An 18957-nucleotide genomic window follows, 5' to 3' on the forward strand; every position below is an offset into this window, starting at 1 on the left:
GGTCGCGGGCTCGGTGTCGCCGCACCGGCCTAGGCTCGCTCGTCGGAGGCGACGATGGACGACAGGTACGGCGGCGATGTGCTGGCGGCGGGCTGGCGCGAGCGCGGCCGGCGGGTCGTCCCCGACGTGCCCGCGGCACGCGATCTCGTCGTCGAGGTCGCCGCCGACGGCTTCTGCGGCGCGGTCGTCGCGGTGCGCAGCGGCATGGTCGAGCTCGAAGACCGCCGCGGCGCGGTACGGGTCTTCCCGCTCGGCAGCGGCTTCCTCATCGACGGCGAGCCCGTGCGGCTCGTCGCCCCGGTCGCCGCCGCCCCCACGGCACCCCGCCGGTCGGCGTCGGGATCGATCGCGGTCGAGAACCATCAGGCGCGCGTCGCACGACCGAGTCGCATCCTCGTCGAGGGCCGCCACGACGCCGAGCTCGTCGAGAAGGTGTGGGGGCATGACCTCCGAGTCGACGGCGTCGTCGTCGAGTACCTCGAGGGCGTCGACCACCTCGCCGCCCTGCTCGACGCGGAGCCTCCGGCATCCGATCGCCGGTACGGCGTGCTCGTCGACCACCTCGTCGCGGGATCGAAGGAGTCGCGCATCGCCGAGGGCGTGGCCCGCGGCCGGCACGGCGCGCATGTGCGAATCGTCGGGCACCCGTTCATCGACGTGTGGCAGTGCGTGAAGCCCGCCGCCGTCGGCATCGCCCGCTGGCCCGAAGTGCCGCGCGGCATCGAGTGGAAGGTCGGCGTGTGCCGGGCGCTCGGCTGGCCCGCCGACGACCAGGCCGACATCGCCGCGGCGTGGCAGCGCATCCTGGCGGGCGTGCACACCTACCGCGATCTGGAGCCCGCGCTGCTCGGCCGCGTCGAGGAGCTCATCGACTTCGTCACGGCGTGAGGCGGGGGAGAGCAGTCGTTAGCCTGGACGGATGACCGATCCGGCGCCCGTGTTCCGTGACTCGCCCGTCTCGTTCGTGCGTCGCGGCGGCCGCATGTCCGACGCCCAGACCCGCGCCTGGAACGAGCTCGCACCGCGCTACGTGCTTCCGGTCGAGCGCGTTGTCGCCACGACGAGCGTCGCCGCCGGCAGCGCCGTCGATCCGGCCGAGGTCTACGGTCGACGGGCGTCGCTCATCGTCGAGATCGGCTCCGGTCAGGGGCACGCGATCGTGCACGCCGCCCGCACCCGGCCGGCCGACGACTTCCTCGCCGTCGAGGTGTTCAAGGCGGGGCTCGCGCGCACAATGCTCGACGCGGATGCCGCCTCCCTCACCAATCTGCGCCTGGTCGAGGCGAACGCGCCCGAGGTGCTCGAGCATCTGCTGCCCGCGGCATCCGTCGCCGAGGTGTGGGTGTTCTTCCCCGACCCGTGGCACAAGGTCAAGCACCACAAGCGGCGGCTCGTGGCGCCCGGCTTCCCCGAGATCGTGCGCGCCGCGCTCGCCCCCGGGGGTGCGCTGCGCCTCGCGACCGACTGGGAGGACTACGCATTGCAGATGCGCGAGGTGCTCGACGCCGCAGACGGGTTCGAACGCGGCTTCCCGGGGGAGTGGGCGGAGCGGTTCGACGGCCGTGTCGAGACGGCCTTCGAGCGCAAGGGCGCACGGGCGGGACGCGACATCCGCGATCTGGTCTACCGCGCGGTCTGAGTGGCGACCGTCGGCGCATACGGGATGCCGCCTGAGGGCGTGCTGAAGAGGCGTTCGCGGCGGAATCATGCCATCATCCATTGACACCATCGGCTCCACCGGCGCGCTCGTCGCGCGCCCCACAACGGACTCGTCTTGCCGCGCTGCGGCGGCGGAAGGGACGTCGTGACGACTTCTGGCGACCACGACCTGCGCGGCGCTGCGGGCTCTCTCCCGCCGGCCGCGACCGTGGCGTCCCCGCTGCGTCGGCGCGCCGTGCGCGCCTGGCAGGGGCTGCTCGACTGGTTCGAGGAGACCTCTCAGCCGAACCCGGCGGTGCGCCCGGTCACGGCCCGCGCGGTGCGCGCCGTCGTCGGCGTGTGGGCGCTGGGGCGTGGGGTCAACTTCCTGCTGATGTTCGTCATGTACGAGCTCGCGCACGCCTTCGGTTGGGCGTTCGGCCCCAACGCGCAGCGGGTGACGACGTTCCTGCAGTTCCTCTCCGACTGGGACGGCGCCCGCTACGGCCGCGTCTCGCAGATCGGCTATCCGACGCAGCTGCCACTCGACGCGTACGGCGCGGTCGTGCCGAACGACTGGGCGTTCCTGCCGGTTTTCCCCTGGCTCGAGCGCATCATCTCGGATGCCACGGGCATCCCGTGGCAGATCGTCGGCATCTCGATCGCCGTGCTCGCCAGCGGCGGTGCGACCATCATGCTCTTCCTGCTGCTGCGGGCTGTCACCTCGCCGACGGCGGCCTGGTGGGGTGCGGTGCTCTTCAGCTTCGGCCCGATGTCGTTCATCTTCGTCGTCGGCTACGCGGAGTCGCTCTACCTCTTCCTGCTGTTCGCTGCGATGCTCCTCGCCGTCAAGCGGCGCTATCTGTGGATCATCCCGATCGGGCTCGTCGCGTCGTACACGCGGCCGGGCATCCTGGCGTTCGCGCTCGGTCTCGGGATCGTGTTCGTGACGCGATGGTTCCGTCGCAAGGTCGATCCGTTCCCGCCGTCGCAGCTCGTGAGCCTGATGATCACGGGTCTCGTGCTCGCCGGTGCCGGCCTGTCGTGGTCGTGGATCGCCGACGCCGTCACCGGCACGCCCCACGCGTACCTGCTCACCGAGACGAGCTGGTGGGTGCCGTTTGTCGGGGAGGGGCATTTCGCACCCTTCACCCCGTGGTTCCGCATGGCGTGGACGTTCACGGGCATCATCGGCGTCGTGCTCGTCGCCGCGCTGATCGCGGCGTTCCTGCTGTGGATCTTCTCCCGCCCGGTGCGCAGGCTCGGCATGGTCGTCGCGACCTACGGGTTCGGCTATGGCGTCTACCTGTTCGCAGTGTTCCTGCCGCAGCAGAGCATCTTCCGGCTGCTGCTGCCGATGACCCCGATGCTCGGCGACGAGCGGCTCTCATCGACCCGCCGCCGCCGCATCATCAGCCTCGTCGCGGCGCTCGTCGGCCAGGTGCTCGCGGTGTTGCTGCTGTGGACGATCGGGTTCCCGTAAAGCCCCCGTTCAGCGTCGTGAGGTCGCCGTCGCTGTCGGCGGATGCCGCGGCGGACTGGTAATCTCGACCGGTACGCCTCCGTAGCTCAGGGGATAGAGCGTTGGTTTCCGGTACCAAAGGTCGCAGGTTCGATTCCTGTCGGGGGCACAGTTCACGGGGCGGGTGCCGCCCGCCGCGTCACACGCTCTATGCGGCGTAGGACGTCACCCGTACCGGCACCCGCGCCACCCTCCGCACGCTCCAGACGAGCAGCGTCACGAGCAGGATGTTGCGCACGCTGAGCACGGCGATGCCGAGCGGGTGCGCCGACCAGATCAGGTCGTAGATGATCGGGTAGATCAGCTGGGTGAGCAGCAGCACGGCGCCGCCGAGGCGCAGTCCGGTGCGCAGGCGGGTGCCGTCGACGGCGGCCCACAGCACGAACGGCGCGATGATCCAGTCGAGGAACTGCGGCGAGCCGACCTTGTTGGTGACGATGAGTACCAGCACGAGCGCGAGGGCGAGCGGCGGCAGCAGCTGCACGAGATGCGCGCCGCGCACGCTCTTCCACGCGCCGAGGGCGAGCACGGCGAGGGCGGCGATGGCGAGCAGCGGCGTGAGCAGTGCCGCCACGAAGGTCACGCCGGGGCCGGTCACCTCGAACGTGATGATGTCGGCGTTGTAGGCGACGTGGAAGCCGCCGACGTGCAGCGCCGCGAGCCAGGTGAACGGTGTCGCCGCGGTCGATTCGACCTGCAGCCCGCGCCCGAACTGCGACGACAGGAAGCCGAACACGTTGCCCGCTCCTCCCAACGCGAACAGCGTCGCGATCACGACGACGGTCACGCCGAGCGCCGCCGCCACGACGCGCACCCGCGTGCCGCGCCGGGCCACCACGAGCGCGCCGACGAGGGCGGCCGGCCAGATCTTGATCCAGGCGCCAGCGGTCAGCAGGGCAGACGACACGGTCGGCACGCGGAATGCGAGCAGCAGCGCGATGATCGCGAGCGGCACCGTCACCGCGTCGATGCGGAACATGCCGACCGGGCCGAGGCAGGCGATGAACGCCAGCCAGGTCAGCGCCGCGCGGGCGCGCCAGGGGGCCTTGCCGCCGTGCACGATCAGGGCGAACACGAGCCCGTTCAGCAGCGTGATGAGCACCGCCCAGCCAAACGTGTAGCCCGCGATCCACGCGAACGCCCACGCGGCGATCATCGGCACGAGGGCGAGCTGCGGGTACACCCACGGCTCGGTCACCCCGACGATCGGGCCGCCGGTGAGCGCCTGCGACGACCACGGTTCGTAGACGTTGTACACGTCGCCCATCGGCTGGCTCGGCAGCGTCCAGCCGAGCACGATCACGAGGGCGTGGGCGGCGAGGAACCATCCCCACAGGGTCAGGGTGCGTCGAGACATCGCCGCTCAGCGTAATCGGATGCCGCGTCACGCCGCGTGCGGCAGCACCACCCAGACACTCGCGCCGCCGGCTGGCGATTCGGCGATGCCGATGCGGCCGTGGTGTCCTTCGACGATGCGACGGCAGGTCGACAGACCGATGCCGAGGCCCGCGACATCCGTCTGGTCACCGCGCTCCATGAGTCCGAACACCTTCTCGCGCTGCGGCTCGGGGATGCCCGGACCGTTGTCGTCGACGGTGATGCGCGACCCGTCGGGGAGGGGTTCGACGCGCACGATGATGTGCGGCGCGTCGGAGGTGGTCGCACTGAACTTCACCGCGTTCGCGACGAGGTTCTGCAGCAGTCCGCGCAGCAGGGTCGGGTCGGCGACGACCGGCGCCGGGGCGTCGACCTCGATCGTGGCGCCCGTCTGTGCGAGCGGGGTGTCGAGGTCGTCGATGACGGCGGCCATGACGTCCTCGACGTCGACGGCGGCGACCCGCGGCACCTCGCCGCCCACGCGGGCGAAGTCGAGCAGGTCGCTGATCATCGTCGACATGCGGTCGGCGGCGGCCTCGGCGCGCGCGAGCGCACGGCTCGCCTGCGGGGCATCCGCGAGCTCGGGGCTGTCGGCGGCGAGCTCGATGAACCCCGACAGCGCCATGAGCGGGTTGCGCAGGTCGTGGCTGATGCGGCCGGCGAACTGTTCGAGCTCGTGGTTCGAGGTCTGCAGCTCACGGGTGACGCGGCGCAGCTCGAGCACGTCGACGACCTGGTGGGCGAGGATGTCGAGGGTCGCCGCGTGCTCGGGGGAGAGCTCGCCGACCTCTTCGTCGAAGATGCAGAGCGTGCCGATGGCGATGCCGGCGGGCGTGATGAGCGGGCTCGACGCGTAGAAGCGCACGTTGCCGATGACGCCCGTCACGAACGGATTGGCGGAGAACCGGTCGTCGAGGCGGGCATCCGACACGATCACGCGTCCGGGCTGCTCGAGCACGACCGCGCACATCGAGTCCTCCCGCGAGCAGACGGCGGCGGTGAAGCCCACCGCGGCGATCTGATGCTGGAAGCGGTCGTCGATGATGTTGATCACGGCCGTCGGCACGCCGCAGATGGTCGCGGCCAGTTGCACGAGACCCTGCAGGTCTGCTTCGGGCGGGTCGTCGAGCAGCTCGTAGTCAGCGATCGTCTGGCGGCGCGTGACGTCGTGTGCAGTCGACAAGGTCGGGCCCTCCCGTCGGGTGGCACCAGATTAGCGGTCTGCGCGCGCTCGGGGTGCGCGCAGCGGGCCACTCAGTCGGATGCCGCGGCGCGCCCGTAGAGCTCGGCGACCAGCGCGTCCACGCGCGCCCGGATCTCGTCGCGCACCTGCCGCACGACCTCGATCGGCTGGCCGGCGGGGTCGGTGAGCTCCCAGTCCTCGTAGCGCTTGCCGGGGAAGATCGGGCAGGCGTCGCCGCACCCCATGGTGATGACCACATCGGCCTCGCGCACGGCGTCGGTCGTCAGCAGCTTCGGCTGGCGGGCGCCGAGGTCGATGCCGAGCTCGGCCATCGCCTCGACGGCGACCGGGTTGATCGTCTCCCGCGGCTCGGACCCCGCCGAGCGCACGTCGACCCGATCGCCCGCGATGGATTCGAGGTATCCGGCGGCCATCTGCGAGCGGCCGGCGTTGTGCACGCACACGAACAGCACGGTGGGGGTGGTCATGAGTCGGCTCCTGTTCCGGCGATCGCTGATCGCCGCTCGATGAGTAGGGTGTCGCGCCACGTGCCGGCGCGGGGTCCAAGGGTCGATCGTGCGATGCGCTCGCGGCGGCCGACGACGCGGAAACCGGCGGACTCGTGCAGGCGCAGGCTCGCGGCGTTCTCGGGGAAGATCGCCGACTGCACGGTCCAGTAGCCTGCGGCATCCGTCGCGTCGAGGAAGCGTGCGAGCAGGGTGCGACCGATCCCGCGCCCCCGGTGGGCGGGGGAGACGTAGATCGAATGCTCGATGACCCCGCGGTAGACGGGACGAGCCGAGACGGCGGATGCCGCCACCCACCCCACGACCTCGTCGTCGAGGGTCGCGACGAGTCGGGGTGCGGCGAGGCGTCCGCGATCGAAGGTCGCCCAGTCCGGCGTCGCCGTCTCGAACGTGGCGTCGCCGCCCGCGATGCCGGCCGCGAAGATCTGCTCGACGGCCGGCCAGTCGGCCGCGACGAGCGGTCGGATCTCGGTCACGCGCAACATCCTCCCGCATCGGCCCGGTCGGTCGAGCACACGCCGGTGGCCGGCAGGTCGAGCACGACGGCCCGCGCGGCGGCGAGGTCGCCGGCGAGCCACGCCGCGACCGACCGCACCTGCTCGTAGCCCGTGGCGAGCAGGAAGGTGGGGGCGCGACCGTAGGACTTCATGCCGACCGTGAAGAAGCCGGGCTCCGGATGCCGCAACTCGGCGAAGCCGTGGGGTGCGACCGTTCCGCAGCTGTGCAGGTTCGGGTCGATGAGCGGCGCGAGTCGACGGGGCGCTTCGCTCACCTCGTCGAAGTCAAGTCGGAGCTCGCGCGTGATCGTGAGGTCGGGTCGGAATCCGGTGGCGGCGACCACGAGATCGACGTCGAACGCGGCGGGCGCATCTGCGGTGACGCCACTGACCCGCACGCCGTCGCCCGCCGAGGACACCCGCTCGATGAGAAACCCGTCGCGCACCTCGACGACGCCGGCGTCGACGAGTGCGTCGAGGCGGGAGCCGAGCCGCTCGCGTTCGGGGAGGTCGTCGGCGGTCGACGGGCGCAGCGGCGGCCGTCGACGCACCCAGACCGCGCGGGTGCCCGGGGCGTCTTCTGAGAGTTCCGCGAGGGCGAGAAGAGTGTGCGCGGCCGAGTGGCCGGTTCCGACCACGGCGACCGAGCGTCCGGCGAGCCGTGCCCGGTCGCGACCGAGCACGTCGGGCAGGGGCGGGAGCACGAACGAGCCCACCTCGTCGAGGCCCAGCGGAGGCAGCCCGTCGCCGCCGATGGGGTTGGGGGTGTCGAGGGTTCCGGAGGCGTCGATCACGGCGCGGGCGAGCACGGACTCGACCTCACCGGTCGCTCGCCGCACCCGCACGACGAACGGGGCGTCGCCACGGCAGTCGCTGCGGGTGCGGTCGCGGCCGAGACGGGTGACGGCGACGACGCGCGCGCCCGTGGTGATGCGAGGGGAGAGTGCCGCGGTCTGCGCGAGCGGTTCGAGGTAGCGGGTGACGACGTCGGCTCCGGTGGGCACCTCGTCGGGGTCGGGCGCGAGCCATCCGGTCGGCGCGAGCAGACGCCCTGCGGCCGGATCGACGAGGTAGCGCCAGGGCGAGAAGAGGGCCACGTGGCCCCACGACCGCACCGCGGCCCCGGCCGACTCGCCCGCCTCGAACACGATCGTGTCGATCGATCTCTCGAGCAGATGCGCGGCGGCGGCGAGCCCGACCGGGCCCGCACCGATCACGACGACGGGATGCGTCGACGCGGCCGTGGCGCCGCGAGGGCGGGGCGTGAGGTCGAGGAGCGGCACGCGGCATCCTTTCATCGATGACGATCGATGCTCAGTATGCGGACATCTATCGATGACTGTCAATATCGACTAGCATCTATGCATGCCGACCATGCTTCCCCTGCTCGGGCAGGATGCCTGCGGCCTCGAGCTCGCCCGACCTGCCATCGAGGCGGACGCCGCAGAGGCGCTCGCGCTGCGGGTCAAGGCGCTCGCCGATCCGACCCGTCTGCGCCTGCTGTCGATCGTCGCCGCGGCGGAGGCCGGCGAGGCCTGCGTCTGCGACCTGACCGAACCGGTGGGTCTGAGTCAGCCCACGGTGTCGCACCACCTGCGCGTGCTCACCGATGCCGGATTCCTCGAGCGCACGAAGCGCGGCACCTGGGCCTACTACCGACTCGTCGACGGCTCGCTCGACGCGCTCACCGCGCGCATCGCCGCGATCTGAGAATGACGACGCCCGCCTCCGAAGAGGCGGGCGTCGTGGTGTCTGCGGTGATTACTTGCCGCAGGTGCAGCTGTCGCCGCAGTTGCAGGTGTCGCCGTTGGCGGTGCAGTTGCAGGCGTGCTGGGCGACGGGAAGCGTCGTGGTCTCTGTCATGGGCGTGTCCTCTCGGTGGTGGGTCGTGCGTCAGGAGCGCACGAGTCGGGCGATGGCGGCGCTGGCCTCGGTGAGCTTCTCCTCCAGGTCACCGTGCTCGCCCGCGTGGGCGACGCAGTGGTGGAGGTGATCGTCGAGCAGCGACAAGGCGACCGATTCGAGCGCGCTCGTCACGGCCGACACCTGGGTGAGGATGTCGATGCAGTAGCGGTCTTCGTCGATCATCTTTCCGATGCCGCGCACCTGACCCTCGATGCGCTTGAGTCGTCGCTCCAGCGACGGCTTGTCATCGATGTAGCCCGGATGCGTGGTCTCCATGCGACCGACGATACCCCATCGAGGTATTCCGGGCGGGGACAGATCGCCGTGAAAATGACGCCCCCCGCCCGACGGGAAATTTCTCTACAGTTCGTGGAGTAATGTGTGCGCTCGTGATGTCCGATCCCGCCGCCGCGACCGCCGTCACCGTCATCTTCGCCCTCGTGCTCGTGCACGCCGTGGTGCGGGCTGTCGTCGCCTTCGGCTGGGTCGACCGCGTCTCCAACCTCGTGCACGCCGTCATGGCGGTCGTGATGCTCGCGATGCCGTGGTCGTGGTACGCCGTGTTCCCCGTCGCCGCCCAGATCGCGTTCTTCACCGCGGCGACGTTCTGGTATCTCTACCTCGCGCTCTTCCGCCCCTCCGTCGCCGCGGCCCCAGCCACCGACCACCACCGTCACCCGGCCGTGCTCGTGTACCACGCCGTCATGATGCTCGCGATGGTGTGGATGGCCGTCGCGATGACGCCGGTGGCCGCGGCATCCGGGATGGACGACATGGGCGGCATGTCGATGGGCCACGGCGTGGACAGCATGCCGATGACCGGCTCGGCCGACTGGGCGCTCGTGATCACGTGGGCGTTCGGGCTCCTGTTCGTCGTCGCCGCGCTCTGGTTTCTCGTCGCCGCACTGCGACGCGCGATCACCGCCACCCGCCTGTCCGGGCATGCCGGGATCGTGATTCTCGACACGCTCGCGACCGCTCTCATGGCGGCCGGCATGGCCTGCTCCCTCCTCCTCCTCATGACGTGACGGCCCGCGCCGACCTCGTACCCCGAAAGGACCCCTCATGCGATCACGTTCCACCCGTCGACCGGCGCGGCTCTTCTTCCGCATCGCCGCCGGTGCCGCCGTCGGCCTCGCCGGCGTGCTGCTGACCGCGACCGCCGCGTCCGCGCACATCCACGTCGACGGCACCGACGCGACCCGGGGCGGCGAGGGCGTGCTCACGTTCCGCGTGCCCAGCGAGTCCGACACCGCGTCGACGGTGGGTGTGCAGATCACCTTCCCCACCGATACCCCGATCGCCGGTGCCTCCACGCAGCCGAAGCCGGGCTGGACCGCCACGATCACGACCGCCAAGGCATCGACCCCCATCCAGACCGATGACGGACCCGTCGACAGCTACGTCACGCAGGTGACGTGGAAGGCCGACAGCGCGGCGGCGGGCATCGCGCCCGGCGAGTTCGACACCTTCGCCGTAGCGGTCGGACCGCTGCGGGCCGTGGCATCCGTCTCGTTCCCGGCGCTGCAGACCTACAGCGACGGCTCGCAGGTGAACTGGAACGAACAGGCCACCGGCGGCGTCGAGCCCGAGCACCCCGCGCCCACCCTGACACTCGCGGCGCAGTCGGACGCTCCCCCCCGACGCCGACTGCAGAAGCTGCCTCGGTCGACGGCGGCTCGACCGCATCGGCGCCCGCGTGGCCCGGTATCGTCGGTCTGATCGCCGGCGGCGTCGCGCTGGTGATCGCGATCGTCGCGATCGCCCGCACCTCTCGCAAGGAGACCCCGTCCGCGTGACGAACCTTCCCGCCCGGACCCGGCGTCCCCGCCGGGTCCGGGCGCTCCTGTTCGCGCTCGGCGCGCTGCTCGCCGCCGCGACCGTGCTGCTCGGCGCCGTTCCTGCCGACGCGCACGCCGTGCTCGTGCGATCGAGCCCGGTCGACGGCAGTCGGCTCGCCGCGGCTCCGGCGCGGGTCGTCCTGACCTTCGACGAGCCCGTGCAGCTCGTCGACGGCATGACGCGGGCCTTCTCGTCCTCGGGTACGCGCGTCGACACGGGAGACATCTCCCGCAGCGGCGGTGACACGCAGGTCGTCGTCCCGCTGACGCCCGATCTTCCCCGGGGCAGCTACACCGTCAGCTGGCGCGTCATCTCGGCCGACACCCACGTCGTGTCGGGCTCGATCTCGTTCGGCGTGCAGCAGGATGCCGCGTCCGCCGCGGCGACCGGTTCCGCCGCGCCCACCTCGCTCGACGTCGTCGCGCAGACCGCGACCGGACTCGGGTACGTCGGCGTCGTTCTCGCGCTCGGGGTCGCCCTGCTCGCGCGCCTGCTGTGGCCGGACACCTGGCGCCGTCGCCGCGTGCGGCTGCTCGTTCGGGCGGGAGGGGCGGCGCTGCTCGTCGGGGCGCTCGTCGACCTGCTGCTGCAAGGACCCCGCGCCGATGAGACCGGCTGGCACGGCGTGCTGCGGCTCGACGGTCTGGGCGAGACGCTCGCCGGCTCGTACGGGCAGTTGCTCGTCGCCCGCATCGTGCTCGCCGCCGTCGGCGTCGTGCTCGCCCGGTCGCTCGCGCGCCGCGCTGGGTTCGCCGCGTACTCGGTCGCGCAGTTCGGGGTGCTCGTCACCATCGCCCTCGCCGGGCACGCGGGTGTCGGCGCCGACGTCGTGCTCGCGGCCACCGCGGCCGTCGCCCACCTGGCCGCCATGGCTGCGTGGGCCGGGGGGCTGCTCCTCCTTCTGGTCGCCGTTCTCCCCGGCGTGACGGGCGCGCCTGACCTCGACCGCCTGCGCCTCGGCACCTGGTCGATCATCGCGTTCGTCTCGGTCGCCGTACTCGTCGTGTCGGGGGAGTACCAGGCGTGGCGCGAAGTGCAGCCGGTCGCCTCGCTCTGGTCGACCCCCTACGGTGTGACGCTGCTCGTCAAACTCGCGTTCGTCGCGATCGCGCTCGCCGGCGCGCTCGCCGCCCAACGGATGGTCGCTCGCCGACGTTCCGGCGCCGGCGCCGATGCGGCATCCGTCTCGGTCGTGCGCGTGCGCCGGTCGCTGCGGATCGAGGCGGTCGCCGTGGCCGCGGCCATCGTGGTGACGAGCGTGCTCACCGCCCTGCCGCCTGCCTCCGGTACCTACGGGCCCGCGGCGACCGTGACAGCCCCGGTCGGCGACACCGGTGCGACCGCCGTCGCGGAGCTCTCCACGACCCGCCACGGCCCGCTCGTGATCACCGTGCACGTCACCGATCGCAACGGCACCCGGGTCGATCCCGAACTCGTCACCGGCGTGCTCTCGTCGCCCGACAACGGGGTCGCCGGCATCGATGTCACCCTGACCCACGACGGGGCGTCGTGGGTCAGCACCGACGCCGTCGTACCGATCGCCGGGGCCTGGACGCTGCAGCTGACCGTCACGATCGATCAGGCGCACGCCTACGCGACCGCGACGACCTTCCGGGCGTGGTGAGCGCGGGTCAGCGCAGCGACGCGACCGCGCGCTCGTAGACCGGCGCGACCGGGGTGAGGCGACCGGCCAGCCGGCAGGGACGCTGGGCGAGGCGCTCGGCGCGCAGCTCGACAGTCACGTCGCCGGTCGCGCGACCGACCCGCACCAGCGCGTTCGCGAGGTGCACGGCACCCGCACGGCGGGAAGCCGCGTCATCGGCCGCGAGCTCGATCAGCAGGCTCGTCGATCGGCGCAGACGCTGCGCGGCGCCGCTGCGCGGCATGCAGGCGAGGTTGAGGTCGGCCAACCGCAGCACGAGCTCGTGGTGCGCCGACAGATGCGCCCGCTCGTGCGCGACGACCGCGCGCAGCTGTGCCGGGGTGAGTTCGCGCACGAGCCCCGCCGACACGGCCACGGTGTGGGGCTTCCCCGGGATCGCGCAGGCGAACACCTCGTCGGTGTCGCACACCAGCAGCTGCCAGTCGGATGCCGCCACGTGCACCGTGTGCGGCAGGGTCAGCACCGAGCCGCGATTGCGGCGCACCGCGTCGAGCACCTCCGCCGACCCCGACGCCACGATGACCACCGTGCCGCCGACGGCGAGGAGCGACATCCATGCGAAGACCGTCATGATGACCCCGGCCGCGCCGGACTCCGATCCTGACCCGGCGATCGCCAGCACCAGGCCGACGATGCCGGCACCGATCAGGCACGCGATGCCGCCGAGCACCGCGGTGAGCCAGAGCCCGAGGGCGAGGCGCGGCATCCGCACCTGCCAGCGACCGGCCGCGAGGGTGCGGGGAGCGAGCAGCACCACGGCGACGGCCGCGGCGAGCAGGACGAGGAGCGCGACCACGGTCAGCGCTTGCGGGGGGCGAGGGCCGACCGCAGCAGGTCGGCGTCGGTCTCGCTGAGGTCGCCGACGAACTTGAGGAGCACGGCGCGGCGGTCCTCGTTCTGGCTCAGCGCGTCGACCATGGTGCGGCTGGCGCTCTCGGCGGCGGTGAAGGTCGCGGCGAAGCGCTGCTTGCGCGGCGAGTCGCCCGATCGCACGACCTCGCCCTTCTCGGTCAGTCGCTCGAGGGCGGTGAGCACCGTCGTGTAGGCGGGTTCATCTCCGACGATCTCCTCCTGGATCTGCGCGGCCCCGACGGGTTCGTCGTGGGCGCGCAGCACCGTGAGGATCGCGGCCTCGAGCTCGCCCCTGCCGCGCGTGCGCACACCTGCCATCTGCGTACCTCCGTGCGTGATTCTACGAGATGTGGAGACAAGGATGCCGCGCCTCAACGCGCTAGACAAGACGTAGAGTTGTCTCCGACACATCGCCGATGGGCGCGCGCGGCGCGGTCGGCACGAGAACGAGGCGAATCATGACCCAGGACCTGGCCGACATCCAGCTGCTGCGCATCGACGGCATGACCTGCTCCCACTGCGAGCACTCCGTCACCGAGGCGCTCGTCGCCCTTCCCGAGATCGCCGCCGTCACCGCCGACGCCGCCGCCGGCACGGCGCGCATCGAGGCCGTCGGCGCCCTCGACCTCGACCGGATCGACGCGGCGGTGACCGAAGCCGGATACCGCCTGGTGCGGTGAGCTCCGCCGCCGCGGTGGCCGCGGCATCCGCCGACGAGCTGCCGGCCTACGAGACCGCCCGTGACACGCGGCGCGGCGCGGTGCTTCCCGCGCTCATCGTCGTCGCGCTGGTGATCATGCTCGGCACGCCGGTCGTCGTCGCGATCGTGCGCGGCGACACGAGCTACACGCAGCTGTTCCGGAGCTATCCGGGTCAGCTCACCGCGATCGCCGCGACTCTCGGGCGTGCGCTCGTCGACCTCGCCGGCTGGCTCACAGCCGGCTCGCTCGCGGTGCTGATGTTCCTGCTCGCGCGACCCGGCAAGGACCGCGTGATCATCGACGACCAGCCCGAATGGCACGTCGCCCGCTGGGCGTCGATCGCCTGGGCGGTGCTCGCCGCCGCGATGATCGTGATCGATGCGGCGGATGCCAACGGACTCAACGTGTTCGACGCGATCGGATCGCCGGCGCTCGGCTACCTGCTGCAGATCTCGTACCTGCCGGTCGCGTGGATCGTGGTCGCCGTGCTCGCCACCATCGCGGCCGTCGTCATCAACTTCGCCGTCACCTGGGTGGGACTTCTGATCCCGCTCTGGTGCAGTGCGATCGCTCTGCTGGCCCCGGTCGTGGTCGGTCAGATCCTCGTGGGTCCCGGTCACGACTTCGGCACCGATGCCGGAACCGTGCAGACCATCGCCGCGGCGGCACTGTTCGGAAGCGGCATCCTGCTCGCGCTCCGCGTCTGGCGGGGCCGACTGCTGCGGCCCGCCACGCTGCGACGCTTCTGGCTGCTGGGCGTCGTCGCCTGGGCCCTTGTCGCAGGAGCGGCGATCGTGCTCGCGTTCTTCAAGCTCGCCGGTCCCGGCGCCTGGGTGAACCCGACCTGGTACTTCGTGATCGCGCAGGGTGTCGTGCTCGCGGCGACCGGCGTGCTGCTGTTCGCGGGGTTCCGCGCCTTCCGGGCGGGTTCCCTGACGAGCCGCCGGGTGACGATCCTCGCGACCTCCATCGCCGCGTGCGGCGTCGCGTTCTTCGCCATCGCCGAGGCGATGATGCGGGTGCCTCCGCCGCAGTACTTCCTGCCGAGCGACATCACCGAGGTGTATCTCGGCTTCGACCTGCCGATCGCGCCGAACTTCCTCGTGCTGGCGACGAACTGGCGGCCGAACATCCTGTTCCTGGTGATCGCGGCGGCGGGCCTCTCCCTGTATTACGGGGCGCTGTGGCGCCTGCGGCGTCGCGGCGACCACTGGCCGCTCGGCCGCACGATCGCGTGGACCCTCGGATGGGTCACCATCGTGGTCGCGACCTCCTCGGGGTTCGGCCAGTACTCCGGTGCCCACTTCGGCATTCACATGATCGTGCACATGACGCTGAACATGCTCGGGCCGCTGCTGCTGGTCATGGGCGGCGTCGTGACCCTGCTGCTGCGTGCGACGACGCCGCATCGCCGCGGCGAGCCGGCCGGTCCGCATGAATGGCTCACCGAGCTGCTGCACTGGCCGGGGCTGCGCATCCTCTACAACCCGCTCGTCGTGTTCGTGCTGTACATCGCCTCGTACTACGGGCTGTACCTGTCGGGCCTGTTCGAGGCGATCATCCGATACCACTGGGCCCACCAGGCGATGAACATCCACTTCCTGATCGCCGGGTACCTCTTCTACGGGCTCGTCATCGGCGTGGACCGCCCGCCGAGGCCGCTGCCGCCGATCGGCAAGCTGGGCTTCGTGCTCGCCGCGATGCCATTCCATGCCTTCTTCGGCATCATCCTGATGACCGCCTCGGTGCCGGTCGCCGAGAACTTCTACGCGACCCTCGACCTGCCCTGGAACCAGGACCTCATGGCCGCGCAGTACCTCGGTGGCGGCGTCGCGTGGGCGGGGGGAGAGATCCCGCTGATCATCGTCGTGGTGGCGCTCGGCATCCAGTGGGCCCGCCAGGACCAGCGCGAGGCCGCCCGCAAGGACCGCCACCTCGACAGCGGGCTCGACGACGACTTCGACGCCTACAACCGCATGCTCGCACGGCTGCAGGCCCGCGGGGGGACTGCTCCGGTGACGGATGCCGCACCCGCCGTTGCGGCGTCCACCGGCCCCGCCGCTCCGAGCGCCGCCGCCGACCCGGGGGAGACCCGCCCGTGACCACGCCCGTCGACACGCTGCCGCTCGCCGACCTCGACCGTGTCGAGCTCTCGATCGGCGGGATGACCTGCGCCGCCTGCGCGGGCCGGGTCGAACGCGCCCTGGGAAAGCTCGACGGCGTCACCGCATCGGTCAACTTCGCGACCGAGCGCGCCGTCGTGACGGGCCTCGCGCCGTCGGACGCCGATCAGGCGGTCGCGGCGGTCAAGAAGGCCGGGTACGAGGCATCCGTGCGGGTCGACGGAGACGACGAGTGGAGTCGACGTGCCGCGGTCGACCGCGTCACGAGCCTGCGTCGACGCCTGCTGGTGTCGGCGATCCTCACCGTGCCGCTGATGGACATCACCCTCGTGCTGGCGCTCGTGCCGGGCCTGCGCTTCCCGGGATGGGAGCTGCTGTGCGTGCTGCTGTCGCTGCCGGTCGTGACGTGGGCGGCGTGGCCATTCCATCGCGCGACCGCCCGCAACCTGCGTCACGGCTCGGTGACCATGGACACGCTCGTCTCGCTCGGCATCCTCGCCTCGTTCGGGTGGGCCGTCGCGACCATCCTCATGGGCGAGGGCGGGTCGTCGTACTGGATCGGCTACGGTCAGACCCCCGCGGGCGCGAGCGCCATCTATCTCGATGTCGCCGCGGGCATGACCACGTTCCAGCTCGCGGGCCGCTACTTCGAGTCGCGTTCGCGGCGCAAGGCGGGCGACGTGCTCGACGCGCTCGCCGCCCTCGCGCCCGACCGGGCGCGCGTCGTGCGCGACGGGGTCGAGGTCGTCGTGCCCTCGGGTCAGGTGCGCGTCGGCGAGCTCGTCGTCGTGCGGGCGGGGGAGACCATCCCCGTCGACGGACAGGTCGTCGAGGGGCGTGCGTTCGTCGACACGAGCACCGTCACCGGCGAGCCCGTGCCCCGCGAGACGACCGTCGGCGACCTCGCCGTCACCGGCACGACGAGCGCCGACGGGCGGCTCGTGCTGCGCGCAGTCGCGGTCGGCGCCCACACCCAGCTCGCTCAGATGACCGCGATCGCCGAGCGCGCGCAGGCCTCCAAGGCCCGCGTCGAAGCGCTCGTCGACCGCATCGTGCGCGTCTTCGTTCCGGTCGTGATCGCGCTCGCCATCGCCGTCGGCGTCGCGTGGCTCTGGGCCGGCGCCCAGCCCGCCCACGCGATCGGCGTCGGCATCTCGGTGCTCATCATCGCCTGCCCGTGCGCCCTCGGGCTCGCGACCCCCACCGCCCTCATGGTCGGCATCGGGCGCGGCGCCCAGCTCGGCATCCTCATCAAGGGGCAGAGCGCGCTCGAGGCCTCCGGCCGCATCGACACCGTCGTGCTCGACAAGACCGGAACCCTCACGCTCTCCACCCTCGTGATCGAGCAGCTGACCCTCGCGCCGGGAGCCGACCGGGTGCGCGTGCTGCAATGGGCCGCCGCCGTCGAGCAGGGGTCCGAGCACCCGGTGGCCGCCGCGATCGCCCGGTACGCCGCGGCATCCGTCGCAGATCTGCCGACCGTCACCGACTTCCGCACCATCCCTGGCCGGGGCGCCGCGGGCGTCATCGACGGCCGCGAGGTCGTCGTCGCGAGCGTGCCCCACGCGATCGACGAGCGGATGCCGCTCCCCGCCGACGTGCGCGACGCCGTCGACGACGCGACGGCATCCGGCCGTTCGAGCGTCGTGCTGGCCGCCGACGGTGTCGTGGAGGCGGTCTTCACTGTCGCGGACGAGGTGCGCCCGAGCGCGAAGGCCGCCGTCTCCCAGCTGCAGCGCATGGGGCTCTCGACCGTGTTGCTCACCGGCGACACCGCGGCCGCCGCGCGCCGCGTGGCCGACGAGCTCGGCATCTCCGAGGTGCGCGCCGAAGTCATGCCCGCCGACAAGGCCGGGGTCATCGCGGCGCTGCAGGCCGACGGGCACCGGGTCGCGATGGTCGGTGACGGCATCAACGACGCCGCCGCCCTCGGCACCGCCGATCTCGGCATGGCGGTGGTCTCCGGAACCGACATCGCGCTGAAGTCGGCCGACATCATCCTGGTGCGCGACGATCTGCGGGTGATCGCCGATGCGATCGCGCTGTCGCGGCGCACGCTGCGGACCATCCGCGGCAACCTGGTGTGGGCCTTCGGCTACAACGTTGCCGCGATCCCCCTGGCTGCGGCGGGCCTGTTGAACCCGCTGATCTCGGCCGCGGCGATGTCGCTGTCGTCGGTGCTGGTGGTCTGGAACAGCCTTCGCCTGCGGTCGGCGAAGGCGCGTCGCTAGCGGCATCCGGGGCGGATTCCACCGCCGTCATCCGGGCGTCACAAACCCGTGCGAGGATACCTCGGTGCAACGCTCCGTCCTCGCCGAACTCGACCTCGATCTCACCTCGACGACCGACCTGATCTTCCAGATCTCGGCCGCCCAGAACGTGCAGACCTCGAGTGAGAATCTGACGTTCCGTCAGGGTGAGCGCATCTACACCCCGACGGAGATCGTCGATCAGTCCGGCAGCCGCCTGCACCGTCTCACGGCCGAGGCGGGCGCCCTCGAGGTGCGCTACGACGCGATCGTGGAGGGGCAGTCCTCCAACGGTCACACGAGCGACCTCGAGGCGATCACCTACCTGCGGCCGAGCCGCTACTGCCAGTCCGACGAGGTGTTCACGCAGGCCCGACGCCAGTTCAAGGGCCTCACCGGCCACGACCTCATCGCCGCGGTGACCTCCTTCGTCTCGACGAGCACGACCTACACCCCGGGACTCAGCCTCGGCACCGACAGTGCGGTGACCACCCTCATGACCGGGCAGGGTGTCTGCCGTGACTACGCGCATGTGGTGATCGCGCTGCTGCGCGCGATGGACATGCCCGCCCGCTACACCGCGTGCTTCGCCCCGGGCCTTCGCCCGATGGACTTCCACGCCGTCGCCGAGGCCTATCACGACGGCGCCTGGTACGTCATCGACGCGACCCGCCTGGCGAACCGCCGCTCGCTCGTGCGCATCGCCACGGGGCGCGACGCGGCCGACTGCGCGTTCCTCAGCTATTACGGCGGCAACGTGCGGCTCGCCCGCATGAACGTCGACGCGTGGGTGACCGACGTCCCCGAGGGGCAGCCCGCCGAGGAGCTCGTCGACCCGGCCGTCGACGACCACGAGTCGCTCGTGCAGCTCGTCTGAC

Annotated in this window: 19 protein-coding genes and 1 tRNA gene; 12 read left to right on the forward strand and 8 right to left on the reverse strand. The window is 71.6% G+C overall.

What is annotated here, in order from left to right; translation table 11 throughout:
- Window positions 1-54: 54 nt before the first annotated feature.
- The 4 genes from RR49_RS03295 (at window position 55) to RR49_RS03310 (ending at window position 3269) form a co-directional block, all read left to right on the forward strand.
- Window positions 55-888, forward strand: coding sequence for a DUF3097 domain-containing protein (locus RR49_RS03295; RefSeq protein ID WP_045246645.1), 834 nt, complete (start codon window positions 55-57; stop codon window positions 886-888).
- Window positions 889-919: 31 nt separating this feature from the next.
- The gene (trmB, locus tag RR49_RS03300; protein WP_045246646.1) at window positions 920-1639 is read left to right on the forward strand and encodes a tRNA (guanosine(46)-N7)-methyltransferase TrmB; all 720 of its coding nucleotides are present in this window, start codon (window positions 920-922) and stop codon (window positions 1637-1639) included.
- Between the two features lie 165 nt (window positions 1640-1804).
- Window positions 1805-3121, forward strand: coding sequence for a hypothetical protein (locus RR49_RS03305; protein WP_048809313.1), 1317 nt, complete (start codon window positions 1805-1807; stop codon window positions 3119-3121).
- Window positions 3122-3196: 75 nt separating this feature from the next.
- Window positions 3197-3269: transfer RNA gene (locus tag RR49_RS03310), tRNA-Arg, on the forward strand.
- 39 nt (window positions 3270-3308) lie between these two features.
- On the opposite strand, the gene RR49_RS03315 is transcribed toward RR49_RS03310, so the two are convergent.
- The 5 genes from RR49_RS03315 to RR49_RS03335 form a co-directional block, all read right to left on the reverse strand.
- The gene (locus RR49_RS03315; protein WP_045246647.1) at window positions 3309-4517 is read right to left on the reverse strand and encodes a DUF2029 domain-containing protein; all 1209 of its coding nucleotides are present in this window, start codon (window positions 4515-4517) and stop codon (window positions 3309-3311) included.
- A gap of 27 nt (window positions 4518-4544) precedes the next feature.
- Window positions 4545-5720, reverse strand: a complete 1176-nt coding sequence (locus RR49_RS03320; protein WP_045246648.1) for a sensor histidine kinase — start codon at window positions 5718-5720, stop codon at window positions 4545-4547.
- 71 nt (window positions 5721-5791) lie between these two features.
- A complete protein-coding gene (locus tag RR49_RS03325) occupies window positions 5792-6208 on the reverse strand; it encodes an arsenate reductase ArsC (protein ID WP_045246649.1) in 417 nt (138 codons plus the stop codon).
- Complete coding sequence (locus RR49_RS03330) at window positions 6205-6732, reverse strand: GNAT family N-acetyltransferase (protein WP_045246650.1); 528 nt, start codon at window positions 6730-6732, stop codon at window positions 6205-6207. Before RR49_RS03330 ends, RR49_RS03325 begins: the two co-directional genes overlap by 4 nt.
- The gene (locus RR49_RS03335; protein ID WP_045246651.1) at window positions 6720-8027 is read right to left on the reverse strand and encodes an FAD-dependent oxidoreductase; all 1308 of its coding nucleotides are present in this window, start codon (window positions 8025-8027) and stop codon (window positions 6720-6722) included. The genes RR49_RS03330 and RR49_RS03335 overlap by 13 nt, the downstream gene beginning before the upstream one ends.
- 82 nt (window positions 8028-8109) lie before the next feature.
- Here RR49_RS03335 and RR49_RS03340 point away from each other — a divergent pair, with 82 nt between their 5' ends.
- Window positions 8110-8454, forward strand: coding sequence for an ArsR/SmtB family transcription factor (locus RR49_RS03340; protein ID WP_045246652.1), 345 nt, complete (start codon window positions 8110-8112; stop codon window positions 8452-8454).
- A gap of 183 nt (window positions 8455-8637) precedes the next feature.
- On the opposite strand, the gene RR49_RS03345 is transcribed toward RR49_RS03340, so the two are convergent.
- Entirely contained in the window at window positions 8638-8925 is a 288-nt protein-coding gene (locus RR49_RS03345; protein WP_045246653.1) for a metal-sensitive transcriptional regulator, read from the reverse strand.
- A gap of 116 nt (window positions 8926-9041) precedes the next feature.
- Here RR49_RS03345 and RR49_RS03350 point away from each other — a divergent pair, with 116 nt between their 5' ends.
- The 3 genes from RR49_RS03350 to RR49_RS15635 all read left to right on the forward strand — a co-directional run bounded on the left by RR49_RS03350 (window position 9042) and on the right by RR49_RS15635 (window position 12115).
- Window positions 9042-9677, forward strand: a complete 636-nt coding sequence (locus tag RR49_RS03350) for a DUF5134 domain-containing protein (protein ID WP_169815881.1) — start codon at window positions 9042-9044, stop codon at window positions 9675-9677.
- A 37-nt stretch (window positions 9678-9714) separates the two neighbouring features.
- Window positions 9715-10371 (forward strand): YcnI family copper-binding membrane protein, encoded by a 657-nt coding sequence (locus tag RR49_RS03355; protein ID WP_048809316.1) that lies wholly within the window; start codon window positions 9715-9717, stop codon window positions 10369-10371.
- A 73-nt stretch (window positions 10372-10444) separates the two neighbouring features.
- The gene (locus RR49_RS15635; RefSeq protein ID WP_048809317.1) at window positions 10445-12115 is read left to right on the forward strand and encodes a copper resistance CopC/CopD family protein; all 1671 of its coding nucleotides are present in this window, start codon (window positions 10445-10447) and stop codon (window positions 12113-12115) included.
- A 7-nt stretch (window positions 12116-12122) separates the two neighbouring features.
- Here RR49_RS15635 and RR49_RS15070 read toward each other — a convergent pair whose 3' ends face one another.
- A complete protein-coding gene (locus tag RR49_RS15070; protein WP_048809318.1) occupies window positions 12123-12950 on the reverse strand; it encodes a M48 family metalloprotease in 828 nt (275 codons plus the stop codon).
- Window positions 12951-12952: 2 nt separating this feature from the next.
- The gene (locus RR49_RS03370) at window positions 12953-13324 is read right to left on the reverse strand and encodes a BlaI/MecI/CopY family transcriptional regulator (protein ID WP_045246655.1); all 372 of its coding nucleotides are present in this window, start codon (window positions 13322-13324) and stop codon (window positions 12953-12955) included.
- Between the two features lie 140 nt (window positions 13325-13464).
- On the opposite strand from RR49_RS03370, the gene RR49_RS03375 reads away from it, so the two are divergent.
- The 4 genes from RR49_RS03375 to RR49_RS03390 all read left to right on the forward strand — a co-directional run bounded on the left by RR49_RS03375 (window position 13465) and on the right by RR49_RS03390 (window position 18956).
- On the forward strand, window positions 13465-13686 hold the full coding sequence (locus RR49_RS03375) for a heavy-metal-associated domain-containing protein (RefSeq protein ID WP_045246656.1): 222 nt from the start codon (window positions 13465-13467) through the stop codon (window positions 13684-13686).
- Window positions 13683-15809, forward strand: a complete 2127-nt coding sequence (locus tag RR49_RS03380) for a cytochrome c oxidase assembly protein (RefSeq protein WP_048809319.1) — start codon at window positions 13683-13685, stop codon at window positions 15807-15809. The genes RR49_RS03375 and RR49_RS03380 overlap by 4 nt, the downstream gene beginning before the upstream one ends.
- Window positions 15806-18061, forward strand: a complete 2256-nt coding sequence (locus tag RR49_RS03385; RefSeq protein WP_045246657.1) for a heavy metal translocating P-type ATPase — start codon at window positions 15806-15808, stop codon at window positions 18059-18061. The genes RR49_RS03380 and RR49_RS03385 overlap by 4 nt, the downstream gene beginning before the upstream one ends.
- 64 nt (window positions 18062-18125) lie before the next feature.
- A complete protein-coding gene (locus RR49_RS03390) occupies window positions 18126-18956 on the forward strand; it encodes a transglutaminase-like domain-containing protein (protein ID WP_045246658.1) in 831 nt (276 codons plus the stop codon).
- The last annotated feature ends 1 nt before the right edge of the window (window position 18957 follow it).

It is taken from the genome of Microbacterium ginsengisoli, from assembly GCF_000956535.1.
In the GTDB taxonomy this organism is placed as follows: domain Bacteria; phylum Actinomycetota; class Actinomycetes; order Actinomycetales; family Microbacteriaceae; genus Microbacterium; species Microbacterium ginsengisoli.